The organism is Pseudomonas sp. LBUM1644, assembly GCF_059716195.1.
The window spans coordinates 1605384-1619171 of record NZ_CP166812.1; the positions used below are offsets into that span (position 1 = coordinate 1605384).

Annotated in this window: 16 protein-coding genes; 5 read left to right on the forward strand and 11 right to left on the reverse strand. The window is 60.2% G+C overall.

Going from position 1 to position 13788, the window contains the following annotated elements; genetic code table 11:
• Positions 1-45 precede the first annotated feature (45 nt).
• Both ACA052_RS07325 and ACA052_RS07330 read left to right on the forward strand, forming a co-directional pair.
• Positions 46-1851, forward strand: a complete 1806-nt coding sequence (locus ACA052_RS07325) for a motility hub landmark protein FimV (protein ID WP_497649055.1) — start codon at positions 46-48, stop codon at positions 1849-1851.
• A 32-nt stretch (positions 1852-1883) separates the two neighbouring features.
• Entirely contained in the window at positions 1884-2171 is a 288-nt protein-coding gene (locus tag ACA052_RS07330; protein ID WP_497649056.1) for an Rdx family protein, read from the forward strand.
• On the opposite strand, the gene ACA052_RS07335 is transcribed toward ACA052_RS07330, so the two are convergent.
• On the reverse strand, positions 2165-3058 hold the full coding sequence (locus ACA052_RS07335; RefSeq protein WP_497649057.1) for a DMT family transporter: 894 nt from the start codon (positions 3056-3058) through the stop codon (positions 2165-2167). The genes ACA052_RS07330 and ACA052_RS07335 overlap by 7 nt on opposite strands.
• A 163-nt stretch (positions 3059-3221) precedes the next feature.
• Positions 3222-3986 (reverse strand): helix-turn-helix transcriptional regulator, encoded by a 765-nt coding sequence (locus ACA052_RS07340; RefSeq protein WP_497649058.1) that lies wholly within the window; start codon positions 3984-3986, stop codon positions 3222-3224.
• A 132-nt stretch (positions 3987-4118) separates the two neighbouring features.
• Between ACA052_RS07340 and ACA052_RS07345 the strand changes: the two genes are divergently transcribed.
• On the forward strand, positions 4119-4934 hold the full coding sequence (locus ACA052_RS07345) for a UDP-2,3-diacylglucosamine diphosphatase (protein ID WP_497649059.1): 816 nt from the start codon (positions 4119-4121) through the stop codon (positions 4932-4934).
• A gap of 56 nt (positions 4935-4990) precedes the next feature.
• Here the strand turns inward: ACA052_RS07345 and ACA052_RS07350 are convergent, their stop codons facing one another.
• Positions 4991-5581: an HD domain-containing protein gene (locus ACA052_RS07350; protein WP_497649060.1), complete on the reverse strand. Its 591-nt coding sequence runs from the start codon at positions 5579-5581 to the stop codon at positions 4991-4993.
• A 27-nt stretch (positions 5582-5608) separates the two neighbouring features.
• A complete protein-coding gene (locus tag ACA052_RS07355; protein WP_497649061.1) occupies positions 5609-5920 on the reverse strand; it encodes an Mpo1-like protein in 312 nt (103 codons plus the stop codon).
• Positions 5921-6082: 162 nt separating this feature from the next.
• On the opposite strand from ACA052_RS07355, the gene ACA052_RS07360 reads away from it, so the two are divergent.
• A complete protein-coding gene (locus ACA052_RS07360) occupies positions 6083-7144 on the forward strand; it encodes an AraC family transcriptional regulator (protein WP_497649062.1) in 1062 nt (353 codons plus the stop codon).
• Here the strand turns inward: ACA052_RS07360 and ACA052_RS07365 are convergent.
• Positions 7101-8555 carry a TrkH family potassium uptake protein gene (locus ACA052_RS07365; RefSeq protein ID WP_497649063.1) on the reverse strand — a complete coding sequence of 485 codons (1455 nt, stop codon included), beginning with the start codon at positions 8553-8555 and terminating at the stop codon, positions 7101-7103. The two genes, ACA052_RS07360 and ACA052_RS07365, sit on opposite strands and share 44 nt — an antisense overlap.
• A gap of 122 nt (positions 8556-8677) precedes the next feature.
• Here ACA052_RS07365 and ACA052_RS07370 point away from each other — a divergent pair, with 122 nt between their 5' ends.
• Positions 8678-9244 carry an NAD(P)H nitroreductase gene (locus ACA052_RS07370; RefSeq protein ID WP_497649064.1) on the forward strand — a complete coding sequence of 189 codons (567 nt, stop codon included), beginning with the start codon at positions 8678-8680 and terminating at the stop codon, positions 9242-9244.
• 109 nt (positions 9245-9353) lie between these two features.
• On the opposite strand, the gene ACA052_RS07375 is transcribed toward ACA052_RS07370, so the two are convergent.
• The 6 genes from ACA052_RS07375 to ACA052_RS07400 all read right to left on the reverse strand — a co-directional run bounded on the left by ACA052_RS07375 (position 9354) and on the right by ACA052_RS07400 (position 13729).
• Complete coding sequence (locus tag ACA052_RS07375; RefSeq protein WP_497649065.1) at positions 9354-10694, reverse strand: sensor histidine kinase; 1341 nt, start codon at positions 10692-10694, stop codon at positions 9354-9356.
• 178 nt (positions 10695-10872) lie between these two features.
• Positions 10873-11322 (reverse strand): Spy/CpxP family protein refolding chaperone, encoded by a 450-nt coding sequence (locus ACA052_RS07380; protein ID WP_497649066.1) that lies wholly within the window; start codon positions 11320-11322, stop codon positions 10873-10875.
• A gap of 300 nt (positions 11323-11622) precedes the next feature.
• The gene (locus tag ACA052_RS07385) at positions 11623-12300 is read right to left on the reverse strand and encodes a response regulator transcription factor (protein ID WP_497649067.1); all 678 of its coding nucleotides are present in this window, start codon (positions 12298-12300) and stop codon (positions 11623-11625) included.
• 7 nt (positions 12301-12307) lie between these two features.
• Positions 12308-12721 carry an SH3 domain-containing protein gene (locus tag ACA052_RS07390; RefSeq protein WP_497649068.1) on the reverse strand — a complete coding sequence of 138 codons (414 nt, stop codon included), beginning with the start codon at positions 12719-12721 and terminating at the stop codon, positions 12308-12310.
• Positions 12722-12831: 110 nt separating this feature from the next.
• Positions 12832-13131 carry a YciI family protein gene (locus tag ACA052_RS07395; RefSeq protein WP_111451836.1) on the reverse strand — a complete coding sequence of 100 codons (300 nt, stop codon included), beginning with the start codon at positions 13129-13131 and terminating at the stop codon, positions 12832-12834.
• Position 13132: 1 nt separating this feature from the next.
• Positions 13133-13729 carry a septation protein A gene (locus ACA052_RS07400; RefSeq protein WP_497649069.1) on the reverse strand — a complete coding sequence of 199 codons (597 nt, stop codon included), beginning with the start codon at positions 13727-13729 and terminating at the stop codon, positions 13133-13135.
• Between the last annotated feature and the right edge of the window lie 59 nt (positions 13730-13788).

A 13788-nucleotide genomic window follows, 5' to 3' on the forward strand; every position in this document is an offset into this window, starting at 1 on the left:
TGTGCGAACACGCACAGGTCGGTTCTGGTTATCTAAGGGATGCTCATGCTCGAGAGTTGGCAATCGGTTTTGCAGGGTTGCGCCAGGCTGCTTCTGGTCGGTGGCGCAGTCACTTACTCGGCATTGGCGCCTGCGCTGGGCTTGGGTGAGATCACCCTTCATTCAGCGCTGAACCAGCCGTTACGCGCGGACATCGCCCTGGTGGACGCCGCGGGCCTGGAGGAGGGCGACCTGTCGGTCAGCCTGGCAACGGCCGAGGAATTCAGCCGCGCCGGCGTTGATCGGGTGTTCTTCCTGAATGATCTGAAGTTCACACCGATCCTGCGGGGCAACCGCAGCTTGATCCGCGTGAGTTCCAGCAAACCGGTCAATGAACCGTTCCTGGATTTCGTGGTGCAGCTCAATCAATCCAATGGGCGTTTGCTGCGTGAGTACACCGTGCTGATTGATCCGCCGGGTGCGCCGGGGATCGTACCTGTCATTGACGAGCCGGTTGCTCATTCCCAGTCTTCTGCATTCCCCAGCGTCGAACCGGCCGCCGCCCCGGCGCCAGCTTCGAAGGGCAAAAAGCCGCCCGTTCCACGGGTCGATCAACCTGCCGCCGCCCCGGTCGTCGATCCTGTCGCCGAGCAATTGGCCGCGAGCGTGCTGGCAAACCAGCAACTACAGGCAACCATCGAAGAGCTGAAGGCGAAGGTTCAGAGTCAGGACGAGCAGATCGCCGGCGAGAAAAAACAGGTGAGCGAACTGCAGACGCAACTGGCAGAGATCAAGCAAGCGCCGGCACCGGTAGTAGCGCCAGTGGCGGTTGCTCCCGCCCCCGCCCCCGCCCCCGCCCCTGTTGTCGAAGAAGCCGAAACGAGCCACTGGTCGCTGATTTTCGGAGTGCTGGCGCTGGTGATTTTGTTGTTGCTGGGGTGGTTTGTTCGTCGGCAACGGCAGCAGGTTCAAGCGCTTCCCGAACAATCCCCCGAGCTACCGCCGCGACCTGAACCGGTCCTCAGTCGCACTGCGCAACCGGTTACGCAATCTCCTGTAGTGCGGCCGGCACCTGAACCGGGAGTATCGACGCCCGCCGGTGATGTGCTTGAAGGCGTTGGTATCTATCTCGCCTACGGGCGTTTTTCCGAGGCGGCCGGTTTGCTGCGCGAGGCGCTGGTCAAGGAACCGCAGCGAACCGATCTGGCCGTGCAGCTGTTGGAAGTCCTCGGGCAACAAGGTGACGGGCCGGCCTATGCAACGCAGGAATCCAGCCTGCGCGATGCCGGGTTCGACGACCAGCAGCTTCAGGAAATCCGTGCGCGTTATCCGAAACTCAACGGAGCGGCACCGTTGGTCACAGGAGTGACCATCACCCCGACCAGCACGGTGACCAACGAGGTGACGCCCCACGATGACTTCCAGTTGAACCTGGATGATCTGTCGATGGATTCCAGTTGGGACCTGATCAGCCCCTTCGAAAACTCGCCATCCGCTGCCAAGCTAGCGAATGGGCCGGCACCGCTTGAGTCAGCGTTTACCTCGAACCTGCACGTCTTGCCCGATGTCTTCGAAATGCCCGACGACGCCACGCTCGGCGAGCCCGAGCTTGAATGGGGTGATGAGTCTGACTCGCAATCCCTGGACGACGGCTTTCTCAACGCGTTCAGCGATCCCGACCCGTCGCTGGAACTTGAACCATTGCACCTGGAACCCGCTGAGCCGCGCAGCGCCGAGAAGTTGGAGCAAGCCCAGAACTGCATCGATGATGGTGATCTGGACAGCGCCATCGAACTGCTCAACGAATTACTCAAGGAAGATAACGAATCGCTCAAGCAGACGGCCCGGAATCTGCTGGCCGGGCTATCATAGCGGCGCCCTCTGTTTCAGGAACTTCGCCGATCATGACTGCATGCAAACCGGAAATTGTCATCACTTATTGCACGCAATGCCAGTGGCTGTTGCGTGCCGCCTGGCTGGCCCAGGAATTGCTCAGTACCTTCGACGACGATTTGGGCAAAGTCTCCCTGGTGCCCGGCACGGGTGGGGTCTTTCACATTTTCTGTGACGATGTGCAGATTTGGGAGCGCAAGGCCGACGGTGGTTTTCCCGAAGCCAAGGTGCTCAAGCAGCGGGTCCGGGATCAGATCGACCCGGACCGCGACCTTGGGCACAACGACCGCACTCAGTGAGACGCGGCTTCTGCGGCCACGGCTTTCTTGCTTGAACCGCCCGACAGCCTGCTGGAAACCACGATCGCCACGATGATCAACGCACCGCCGATCAGCATGCGCAAGGTTGGGTTTTCATTGAACAACAGCCAGGCCACGGTGATGCCATACACCGGCTCAAGCGCGAACACCACGGCGGCGGTCCGCGCCTTTATCACCGCCAGGCTGGCGACGAACAGACTATGAGCGACGCCGGTGCAGAACACCCCGAGCAGACCAATCCACAGCCAGTCCAGGGCGCGCACTTCACTCAACTGAGGTGCCGCCACGGGCAGCAAGCACACCGCGACGACTACGTTCTGACACAGCGCGGCCTGTACCGGTGGAATTCGCCCGGAGCTGGCACGGTTAGTCAGTGACAGCAAGGCGAACAGCAAACCGGATGCCACTGCCCATAGCAGCCCGATGGTGGCACCGCTGGCCAGATCAAAGTCAGGGGTGACCAGCACCAGCCCGATACTCACCAGCACCACCAGCAGGATTTCGTTGGCGCGAATTCGTTCGCGGAAAATCAGTCCTTCGAGGATCACGGTAAACGCGGGGAAACTGGCAAACCCCAAGGTCGCAATCGCCACGCCTGCCACTTTCACCGCGATGAAAAAGCTCACCCAGTGCCCGGCCAGCAGCAGGCCGCTGAGCAACAGTCGGCGCCAATCCACGGCTTCGAGTTTCTGCCAGCGCGTAGTGCTGGCAAATCGCGCGAAGAATGCCAACGCAAGCACAGCAAACGCAGCACGACCGAAAACGATCACAGCGGGTGACGCAGCGGCGAGTTTGCCGAATACGCCAGTCAGGCCGAACATCAGTGCGCCGATATGCAGGGCGCCAAGGGCGGTACGGGGAGTCATTGCAATCCTTGATAAGCGTGGCCGGAAACAACATCGTCTCCTGTAGGAGCTGCCGCAGGCTGCGATCTGTTGATCTTGCCTTTCCAAGATCAAGATCAAAAGATCGCAGCCTTCGGCAGCTCCTACATTGAATCGTGCGAAGCCAGGTATGTCTGTCGGCAAACTATCGACTTTTGTCGCCAGCCTCGCGGCGCAGTTTTCCGGGCGAGGCACCGAACTCCCGCAACACCGCCGCAGCGAAAGCACTTTGAGAGCTGTATCCGACCCGGCTGGCGATCTCCCCGATGGGTAACGCCGAATCCCGCAACAACTCCACGGCCCGGTGCAGGCGTCGACTGCGGATGTAATCCATGGGCGTCTGCCCACATTCGGCAACGAACCGTGCGTGCAATCGAGCGCTGGACAGGCCGGCCACGCGGGCCAGGTCCGCCACTTGCAGCGGAGAGGCCGCGTACTGGTCGATGTGCGAATTCAACGCGGCATAAGGCAGCCGCCGACCACCAATACGTTCGGGTTTGGCGTTGTTGAGACTGGCCAGCAACAGCACCGCGCCTTGTTGCGCGATCAATGGGTCGCTGACCTGACTTCCCGCCAGCCAGCTGACCAATTGGCTTTGCCCGGCATCCAGCGGCAGGCGCCCGGCGTTGTCGAGCAAGCGACGGCTGGCATCGGCGTGTTCTCCCAGAGACTGGGCAACCCATTGATCGCTCGGCACATCGAGTACCAGGCAACGGCTGCCATTGGCGCTGCCGCAGGCGTGATGAAAACCGGAAGGCACCACCACGAAACTTTGCTGGACCACCTGACTGCCATGGCCGCCAACCTCGAAATCCAGCGCGCCCGAGAGCCCGAACACCAATTGTGCGTGGTCGTGGCTGTGGACGATCAGGTCTCGGCTGTATTGGCGAAGCGTGAGGAACGGTCTCATCGCAGGTCTCCTTGGCAGGTCGCCAGTCTACACCGGCGACTTGCCGGTTCACTGTCATGGCACTGACTTGTTTGTGTCACTGACTGTTAACGGCTTCAGTGCAAGCTCGCAAAAAATAGCAGAGGGTTGCCCATGACCAGCGCCGAGCTCGCCAAACCCAGCCGTAAGCAACGTGTGCGCACCTTGTGGATTTCCGATGTGCATTTGGGCACGCGCGATTGTCAGGCCGAACACCTGTCGAAGTTTCTCAAGGGGTATCACGCCGACAAGATTTACCTGGTTGGCGACATCATCGACGGCTGGAAACTGCGCGGCGGCATGTATTGGCCGCAGGCGCACACCAATGTGATTCGTCGCCTGTTGACCATGAGCAAACGCGGCACAGAGGTGATCTACGTCACCGGCAATCATGACGAATTTCTACGCCGCTATTCGAAGCTGATTCTGGGCAATATCCAATTGGTGGACGAGGCCGTACACGTGACTGCCGATGGCCGCCACCTGTTGGTGATCCACGGCGATCAGTTCGACGTGATCACCCGCTATCACCGCTGGCTGGCGTTTCTCGGCGACTCGGCCTATGAGTTCACCCTGACCCTCAACCGCTGGCTCAACCACTGGCGCGCCCGTTATGGCTATGGGTACTGGTCGCTGTCGGCGTACCTCAAGCATAAGGTGAAGACGGCGGTCAGCTTCATCAGCGACTTCGAAGAAGCCATCGCCCATGAATGCGTCAAGCGCGAATTGCATGGCGTGGTGTGCGGGCACATTCACCATGCCGAGATTCGCAAGGTGGGCGGGGTGGATTATCTCAATTGCGGGGATTGGGTGGAGTCGTGTACGGCGCTGATCGAACATTGGGATGGCTCGATCGAGTTGTATCGGTTGGCGGATGCCCAGGCGCGGGAGGCGGAGTTAAAAGCCGTTAAAGTCGCAGAACCGGCATAAAAATCAAAAGATCGCAGCCCCCTGTAGGAGCTGCCGCAGGCTGCGATCCTTTGATCTTAAGCGGGCGAATATTCCTCCATCGCCGCCTTGTAAATCGAATGTTTCGGCTGCGCAAACAATCTCTCCATCATCGGCTCAAAAAAGCTCAACGCCAGTGTGTCATACGCCGGATCAAACGCCGCCGCGTCGTATTTGGCGCAAAACTCAATCGTCGCCTGATACTGCGGATGCCCGCTGAATTGCTCGCGCAAATGCCGGTCCATGCCCAGATGATGGAAGAAGTAATACCCCTGGAAAATCCCGTGTTTCTCGACCATCCACAGGTTTTCTGCGCTGACGAACGGCTTGAGAATCGCCGCCGCAATGTCCGGGTGGTTGTAGGAACCGAGGGTGTCGCCGATGTCGTGAAGCAGCGCACAGACCACATATTCCTCGTCGCGGCCATCGCGCCAGGCGCGGCTGGCAGTTTGCAGGGAGTGGGTCAGGCGATCCACCGGGAAGCCGCCAAAATCACCCTCAAGCAATTTCAGGTGCGCCGCAATCCGTGCTGGCAATTGTCGGGCATAGGCACTGAAATCTGCGGCGATGATCGCCCAGTCTTCCTGCGTGCCATCCTTCATATGGGTGAAACGGGCGTTGGCATTCATCGGCTTTCCTCGCGTGACTGATTGCGCCTAGAACGGCACTCGACCCAGGATCATGTCGCGGTACATGACGAAATCGCCCAGCAGGCTGTAAAGCGGATGCTGAAAAGTCGCAGGACGATTCTTTTCGAAGAAGAAATGACCGATCCAGGCAAAGCTGTAACCGGCCAGCGGCAGGGCCCACAAAAACAGCCACGCGCCCTTGCCGACCGTCAGGGCCAGAATAAAAATAACCAGCGTCGTGCCGATGAAGTGCATTCGTCGGCAGGTGCTGTTGCTGTGTTCACTGAGGTAATACGGGTAGAACTCAGCGAAGCTATTGAAACGCTTGATGTTTTCCACGACTGCGATCTCTGTGGTTATTGTTATGACTGCAAGTTGTTCTGCGGGTAGCTTATTTGAGTCTAGAGTGATCAATGGCATCAGCCAGTGACAATAGGCGCCACTTTAGTATCCTTCGCAAATTAGCCGCGGTAGACGGCTCACTGAACAGTAAGTAAGGCCATGACCGAACGAACGACTTCTGCAAGCTGGGCGATGGGGATTGTCAAAGCACTGGAGATGGACGGCCTGGATTGCCGGGTTCTGTTCAAGCAGCTAGGGCTCGACTACGCATCACTGGATGATCCGGATGCGCGTTTCCCGCAAGATTCCATGACGCGACTCTGGCAGCGCGCGGTCGAGCTGTCCGGCAACCCGGCGATCGGCCTGAACATGGGCAAGGTGGTGCGACCTGCGCAGTTCCATGTAACCGGCTATGCCTTGATGTCCAGCCAGACCCTGGCCGAAGGTTTCAAGCGGCTGGTGCGTTACCAGCGGATCATTGCCGAAAGCGCTGACCTGAGTTTTCGACTGCTGGACGAGGGCTACGCGCTGATTCTGACGGTGCATGGCGATCACCTGCCACCGACCCGACAAAGTGCCGAAGCGTCACTGGCCTGTGCACTGGCGCTGTGCGGCTGGTTGACCGGTCGCACGCTGCAACCGCGCAAGGTGCTGGTGCAGGGCGATCAGCCCGTCAATCTCGAGCCCTATAAACAAGCCTTCCATGCGCCGTTGGAATTCAACGCGCCTTACGATGCATTGATTTTCGAACGGGCGGACATGGAGGCGCCGCTGCCCACCGCCAACGAGGCGATGGCGCTGTTGCACGACCGGTTCGCCGGCGAATACCTGGCACGGTTTTCCGAAAGTCGAGTGACCCACAAGGCGCGGCAGGTGCTGTGCCGTTTGTTGCCGCAGGGCGAGCCCAAGCGCGACACCGTGGCGCAGACGCTGCACCTTTCGCAGCGCACGTTGCAGCGACGCTTGCAGGAGGAGGGCACGAGTTTTCAGACGCTGCTGGACGACACCCGCCGGGAACTGGCTGAGCAATACCTGGCGCAACCGACCATGACGTTGCTGGAAATTGCCTACTTGCTGGGGTTCGCCGACCCCAGCAACTTTTTCCGAGCCTTCCGGCGCTGGTTCGACACCACTCCCGGCGAGTACCGGATACGGCTGATGGCCGCGCCCGCGCCTGTTAGTGACGCCAAAACGCCGGAATACACAGCACAAACACCGTAATGATTTCCAGTCGGCCCAGCAGCATGCCGAACGACAGAATCCACTTGGCGGCATCCGGCAGGGTGGCAAAGTTGCCCGCCGGGCCAATGGTCTCGCCCAGGCCCGGGCCGACGCCGGACACGGTACTGGCCGCGCCCGTCAGCGCCGTCATCCAGTCCACGCCGAGCAGCGACAGCAACAGCGCGATCACGCAAATGGTGATGGCAAAGAAGAACGAAAACGTCAGGATCGAACGCACGATCTCTTCGTCGAGGCGGTGACCGTTGTACTTCTGCTTGATCACCGCGCGGGGGTGGATCAACTGGTTAAGGTTGGCCTTGAGGAGGATGTAGGCGACCTGGAAGCGGAAAATCTTGATCCCGCCGGCCGTCGAGCCCGAGCAGCCACCCACGAAGCCCAGATAAAAGAACAGCATCAGCGAGAAATTGCCCCACAGGCTGTAGTCCCCCAATGCGAACCCGGTCGTCGTTACCACCGATGTCACGTTCAGCGCCACGTGCCGCAACGCGTCCAGCCAGTGCAGCTTGGTGGTCCACCAGTACCAGGTGCCGAGCACCAGCCAGGTCACCAGCAACATGCCGAGCAAGCCTTGAACTTGCTGGTCCTTGATCAATGCTCGACGGTTGCCGCGCAAGGTCGCCACGTACAGGGTGAAGGGCAGGCTGCCGAGAATCATGATGACGATCGCCACCCAGTGCACCGCCGGCTGCGTCCATTTCGCCAGGGATTGGTCAGACGTGGAGAAACCGCCGGTGGAAATTGCCGACATCGCATGGTTGATCGCGTCGAACGGGCTCATGCCCGCCCACCACAGCGCCAGGCTGCCGAGAATGGTGATGCCGACGTAGGCCGCGACGATCAAGCGCGCCACCATGTGCGAGCGGGGCATGACCTTTTCGGAACGGTCCGACGACTCGGTCTGAAACAGCCGCATGCCACCGATTCGCAGCAGTGGCAGAATCGCGACCGCCATGCCGATAAAGCCGATGCCCCCGATCCAGTGCAGCAAAGAGCGCCACATCAGGATGCCGGGCGACATGGTGTCCAGGCCGCTGAGAACGGTCGAACCGGTGGCGGTGATGCCGGACATGCTTTCGAAGAACGAGTCGGTGTAGCTGATGCGCTGGGTCAGCAGGAACGGCAGCGCGGCGAATATGCACACCACCAGCCAGCTGCTGACCGTCAGCAGGTACATGTCTCGCGGGCGCAGGTGAATGTGTTCGGGACGTCCCGGGATGACCAGGGCCAACCCGGCGACAAAGGTGATCATGCTGGCCCAGAGGAATGACGGCAGGTCACTGGTGCGATCGAAAATCACCAATGTAGCCATGGGCACGACCATGGCTATGGCCAGGGTGATCAGGAAGATGCCGATGATGAAACCAATGATCCGTAAGGTCGGCAACGCCATGAGGTCCGCTCGGGCTGTAGTGGGGAAGGGCGCCATTCTACCTGCGTGGCAGGGCATGTAAACCGGCATGCCGGTGGTAGATACCGCTAGAATAGCCGGACAATTTTTTCAGGAGGTGGCCGATGCAGGCTCTCGACGCTTTGCTCAACCGTGTTTCCGTCCCGCGATTGCTGGAACCCGCACCGACCGCAGAACAACGCGAGGTGCTGTTTGCCGCCGCGATGCGTGCGCCGGACCACGGCCACCTGCAGCCTTGGCGCTTTTTGACAGTCGAAGGCGCGGCGCGTGAGCAAATGGGTGAGCTGCTGGCCGAAGCGGCAAAGTCGCAGGATAGCGAGGTCTCCGAGGCCGCATTGGACAAGGCGCGCAATGGTCCGCTGCGTGCGCCGTTGGTGGTCGTGGTGATTGCGCGGTTGCAGGAACACGTCAAGTATCCGAAGTCCGAGCAATTGCTGGCGGCCGGGTGTGCGGCTCACGGGATTTTGCTGGCGGCGTATGCGCAAGGCATTGGCGCGGTGTGGCGCACCGGTGAGTTGGCGTATTCGGCGCACGTGGCCAAGGGTCTGGGCCTGGCTGACGACGAAGAAGTGATTGCGTTCCTCTATCTCGGTACTCCACAGAAGGAGCCGCGCGTGGCGGAAAAAGTGGACCTCGCCGAATTCGTCAGCGCCTGGCCCGGTAAGGCCTGACGCCTACGATCAAATGTGGGAGCGGGCTTGCTCGCGAAAGCTGTGTGTCAGACGACTTCATTGCTTTCTGACACACCGCTTTCGCGAGCAAGCCCGCTCCCACAGGGGATTAGAGTTGGACCACGACTCCGGGGACCAGCGGCAATTCCAGACTCGCAATAAATCCACCCTGCGGATGATTGGCCAGCACCAGACTTCCGCCATGCCGCTCCGCCGCACGCCGTGCGATGGCCAATCCCAGGCCATGCCCGGCCGCCGTTTGTCCAGGTGCCCGATAAAACGGTTCGCCCAGCTGATTCAAATGCGCGGCGTCTACACCCGGCCCATGGTCACGCACACTCACCACGACCCGCTCACCCTGACGCACCGCCTGCATTTCAATCGATTGCCCGATCGGGTTGAAGCGCTGAGCGTTGCGCAGCAGATTGTCCACGGCGCGTTCGATCATCGTCGGCCAGCCTTTGAGGGTCAGTTGCGGTTCGGCATCGAGGCGAACGTTCTGCTCTGGCGAGCCTAGCTGGGCATCTTTTTGCAGCGTGTTGAGCAGCGCGTTCAGATCAACGTCCTCCGCGCTGGCGTTGTCGGCGTCGACGCGTGCCAACACCAGGATTTCGCTGATCAACGCTTCCAGTCGATCGCATTCACGGGTCAGGCGCGGCCAGAGTTTTTCCCGTTCCTCAGGATTGGCCCGTTCGGCCAACGCCAGCGCAATACGCAGCCGCGCGAGGGGCGAGCGCAGTTCGTGGGACACATCCCGCAGCAATTGGCGTTGGCTGCCAATCAGGCTTTGCAGTCGCGCACCCATTCGATTGAAGTCGTTGGCCAGTACACCGAACTCATCACGGCGATTCGCCAGTTTGACCAGGCTGTTCTGCTGATAGGTGGTTTGCCCCAGATCATGCACCGCACCGCGCAAACGGTTGAGCGGACGTGTGATGGAAAGGGTCACGAACAAGCTGAACAGGGTCAGTACCACCAGCGCGATCCCCAGCGCACTCAGTGGCCAGAGCAGGCTTTCCCGGTGCCAGGCGTCCAGCTCCGGGTGCGGGATGCGATAAATCAGCAGGTAGGTGTCGCCAGTTTTTTCGCTGGTGTACTCAGCGGTCAGACGACGCCATGGCAGGCGGCGATCGTCGTTGTTCTGGCGTGCCTCGAAGGCGGCCGCGCGGCGCGGAAAGGTGCCGCGTACCACCGGGTCGCCGCTCTCGTTGAGTACCTGGACGTCGATGTGATACTGGCGTTTGCGCTGTTCCAGAATGTCTTGCGCGGCTTCCTCCCCCTGGGCTTCGTAGGTTTGGGTCCATTCTTCGGCCAGGGTGTTGAGCCCGGGATGGCGACTGAGAATCCATGCGTCCTGGTTGAGCATGTGCCCGAGCAGAATGGAGAGCCCCGCAACCAGAGCGATGGCCAGCCAGAAGCTGGCCAGAATACGCCAGAACAATGAGCGCACAGATAATCCTCAATCTATCGCAAATCCCTTGTGGGAGCGGGCTTGCTCGCGAAGGCGGTGTGTCAGTCAATGAATGCTTTAACTGACACACCGCCTTCGCGAGCAAGCCCGCTCCCACATTAGAACTGAGTGGCATCAGACCCAACGGGGTTTAGCCGTTGGGTCCAGGGTCAGCGCATTATTGCGCTTTTTGCGGTTGTTGCGCTTTCCAGGCCTTGAACTCGGCCCATTCGGCGCGGCGCTCGGCCTGTTTTTTCTGTATCTCGTCGAATTTCTTCTGTTGATCCGGTTTCAGCACGGCGCGCACATCGGCTTCGGCTTTCTGATGTTTGGCGGTCATTTCGTCTTTCATGGCTTTCTGGTCAGCCGGGGACAGTTTCTCCAGGTACTTGTCGACCAGTTGCCGGCGATCATGCATCTGCTCGCCCATGATTTTGCGGATCTGCTCGCGCTGTTCGCGGCTCAGGTCCAGTTGGCTGTACGGGCCACCTTTACCGTGCTCGTGCATCTGACCGCCGTGGCGCGGGCCGTCCATCGGACCACCCATCGGGCCGGCGCCATCAGGCATCGCCATGGCAACGGTCGGCAGGGCGGCAGCGAACATCAGAGCGATAAGAGTCTTGCGCATGGTGAATCTCCTTGTCTCGTTCCCGGTACGTTCCGGATGAGTGCAGATTACGGAGATCAAGGTCAGCGGCCGTCAGCGGAGCGTAAAGCTTGGGTAAAGACGATTTTCGACCTTCCTGACAATTCCGCTGCTCGCCGACTTGACCCTTGCGCGAATCTATACCGTCCCTGTAGGAGCTGCCGCAGGCTGCGATCTTTTGATCTTCAGCGATTCCAGCACCGCCGAAAATCAAGATCAAAAGATCGCAGCCTGCGGCAGCTCCTACAGGGACCGAGTACCGTCAGAAAGCCATTGGGGGATTTACAGGCTGTAGTAATAGCCACGGCTGCGAAGGGCAACGATGCGCGGGCGACCATCGGGGTGTGGGCCAATCTTTTTGCGCAGGTTGCTGACGTGCATGTCGAGGCTGCGGTCGTACAGGGTCAGCTTGCGGCCGAGGGCGATCTGCGCCAGTTCTTGCTTGTCCAGGGGCTCGCCGGGTTGCTTGAGCAAGGCTTCGAGCAAGCGGCTTTCGGAAACGGTGAGGATGAATTCCTGTTCGTCGATGCTGACCACGCCACGCACCGGGCTGAAACACAGGTCGCCCAACTCCAGCTGGCTGGACACCGCCGCCGGGTGGCTGCGACGCAACACGGCGCGCAGACGGGCTGTCAGTTCCCTCGGGTCGCAGGGTTTGGCCAGGTAATCATCGGCGCCGAGCTCCAGGCCGAGGATGCGATCCAGCGGCTCGCCACGGGCCGAGAGCATCAGCACTGGCAAGTCCGGGTGATCGCTGCGCAATTGCTTGAGCAGCTCCAGACCGCTGCCGTCCGGCAGCATCACATCCAGCACCACGGCCGCCGGTGAAGTTTCAGCCAGTGCGCGACGGGCGCTCTGGCCATCGTGGCAGGCACGGACCTGGAAGCCTTCCTGGCTCAGCCAACTGCACAAGAGCTCGCACAGCTCCTGGTCATCATCAATTAGTAACAGCTCGCTCATGAATCACTCAATTTAGCCATTGCCGACGTTTTCGACTTGCACCACTGGCGAAGATACCGCAGAGCAGGGCCAATAGCGCTACTCCGGCGCCGATGACGAACCATTGCTGCTGATCCGTCAACAGGCGTGGCAGCGAACTGCTGGCCTGAGTCTCCTTGAGTTGCAGCTTGAGGCGCTGGTTCTCCTGGCGCAATCGGGTCAGTTGAACGCTCTCGCGTTCACCATCGGCAGTTTGCAGTTGCTTGCTCAGTTCTTCTCGTTGCTGCTCGCTCACCTTCAAGCGTTGCTGCAACTCGGTGATCTGGCTGCCGGCGCTCAAGGACAGCGGCGTCGATCCACCGCCGTTGGCGCTTTCTTCACCGTGGGCCGGAGCCATGATCGACAACGTCACCCACATCAGACACAACGGACCCTTGCGCATCGCGACTCCTGATTCCAATCGAATTATTGGGCAGGTTATCGGCAGGCAAACGAGAATAATGAGCGATTGAGAGCGCGATGAACCGAGAAGGTTCATCGCGAGACAGGATACTAAGGCAGGACTTGCTTGAACGGCTTGACCGAAACGTTGGCGTAGACACCCGCGGCGATATACGGGTCGGCGTCGGCCCAGGCCTGTGCGGCGCTCAGGGAGTCGAATTCGGCGACGATCAGGCTGCCGGTGAAACCCGCAGCACCCGGATCATTGCTGTCCACCGCCGGGTGTGGGCCGGCCAATACGATGCGACCTTCGCCTTTGAGCACTTGCAGGCGCTCAAGGTGCGCGGGCCGTGCGCCCAGGCGGGCTTCCAGGGAGTTGGCGACGTCTGTGGCAATGATTGCGTAAAGCATGTCAGTCCTCGGTTTTTGGCGTAGTGGTATCGGCGTCGTGCAGGTGGCGGGACAGGTAGATGCCCTGGCCGACCAGGAACAGCAACGTCATGCCCAGGCTGCCGAAGACCTTGAAGTCGACCCAGTAGCTCTGGAACGTGAACGCGACGAACAGGTTGGCGGCACCGCAGAACAGGAAAAACGCGATCCAGGCGATGTTCAGGCGGGTCCAGACCGCATCCGGCAGGGTCAGCGCGTGGCCCATGATGCGCTTGATCAGCAATTGATCACCGACGAAGTGGCTGCCGATGAACGCAAGGGCGAACAGCCAGTTGACCACCGGGGCCTTCCATTTCAGGAAGGTCTCGCTGTGGAACGCCAGGGTCAGGCTACCGAACACCAGGCAGGCGATGAGGGTCAGCCACTGGCTCTTCTCCAGCTTGCGCTGCTTGATGAAAAGCGTGCCGTAAACCACCAGGGAGCTGATGATCAGCATCGCGGTGGCGCTGTAAATACCGCCTACAGTCAACTCATGTCCGGCGACGTCAACGACCCGGGGATCAATCTTGAAGACGATGAAGAACAGCAGGAGCGGGATGAAATCGATGAATTGTTTCACAGTGGCAGCCAGAAGCAGGATGTGGCGGCATAATAACAAACATATGGGCGCGCGATAGC

Excerpts from the sequence above, each read along its gene's own strand:
- ACA052_RS07365 (WP_497649063.1), bottom strand. The coding sequence starts at position 8,555 with ATGGCGTTGCCGACCTTACGGATCATTGGTTTCATCATCGGCATCTTC.
- ACA052_RS07395 (WP_111451836.1), bottom strand. The coding sequence starts at position 13,131 with ATGCTTTACGCAATCATTGCCACAGACGTCGCCAACTCCCTGGAAGCC.
- ACA052_RS07330 (WP_497649056.1), top strand. The coding sequence starts at position 1,884 with ATGACTGCATGCAAACCGGAAATTGTCATCACTTATTGCACGCAATGC.
- ACA052_RS07370 (WP_497649064.1), top strand. The coding sequence starts at position 8,678 with ATGCAGGCTCTCGACGCTTTGCTCAACCGTGTTTCCGTCCCGCGATTG.
- ACA052_RS07350 (WP_497649060.1), bottom strand. The coding sequence starts at position 5,581 with ATGAATGCCAACGCCCGTTTCACCCATATGAAGGATGGCACGCAGGAA.
- ACA052_RS07335 (WP_497649057.1), bottom strand. The coding sequence starts at position 3,058 with ATGACTCCCCGTACCGCCCTTGGCGCCCTGCATATCGGCGCACTGATG.
- ACA052_RS07340 (WP_497649058.1), bottom strand. The coding sequence starts at position 3,986 with ATGAGACCGTTCCTCACGCTTCGCCAATACAGCCGAGACCTGATCGTC.
- ACA052_RS07325 (WP_497649055.1), top strand. The coding sequence starts at position 46 with ATGCTCGAGAGTTGGCAATCGGTTTTGCAGGGTTGCGCCAGGCTGCTT.
- ACA052_RS07360 (WP_497649062.1), top strand. The coding sequence starts at position 6,083 with ATGACCGAACGAACGACTTCTGCAAGCTGGGCGATGGGGATTGTCAAA.
- ACA052_RS07385 (WP_497649067.1), bottom strand. The coding sequence starts at position 12,300 with ATGAGCGAGCTGTTACTAATTGATGATGACCAGGAGCTGTGCGAGCTC.
- ACA052_RS07345 (WP_497649059.1), top strand. The coding sequence starts at position 4,119 with ATGACCAGCGCCGAGCTCGCCAAACCCAGCCGTAAGCAACGTGTGCGC.
- ACA052_RS07390 (WP_497649068.1), bottom strand. The coding sequence starts at position 12,721 with ATGCGCAAGGGTCCGTTGTGTCTGATGTGGGTGACGTTGTCGATCATG.
- ACA052_RS07380 (WP_497649066.1), bottom strand. The coding sequence starts at position 11,322 with ATGCGCAAGACTCTTATCGCTCTGATGTTCGCTGCCGCCCTGCCGACC.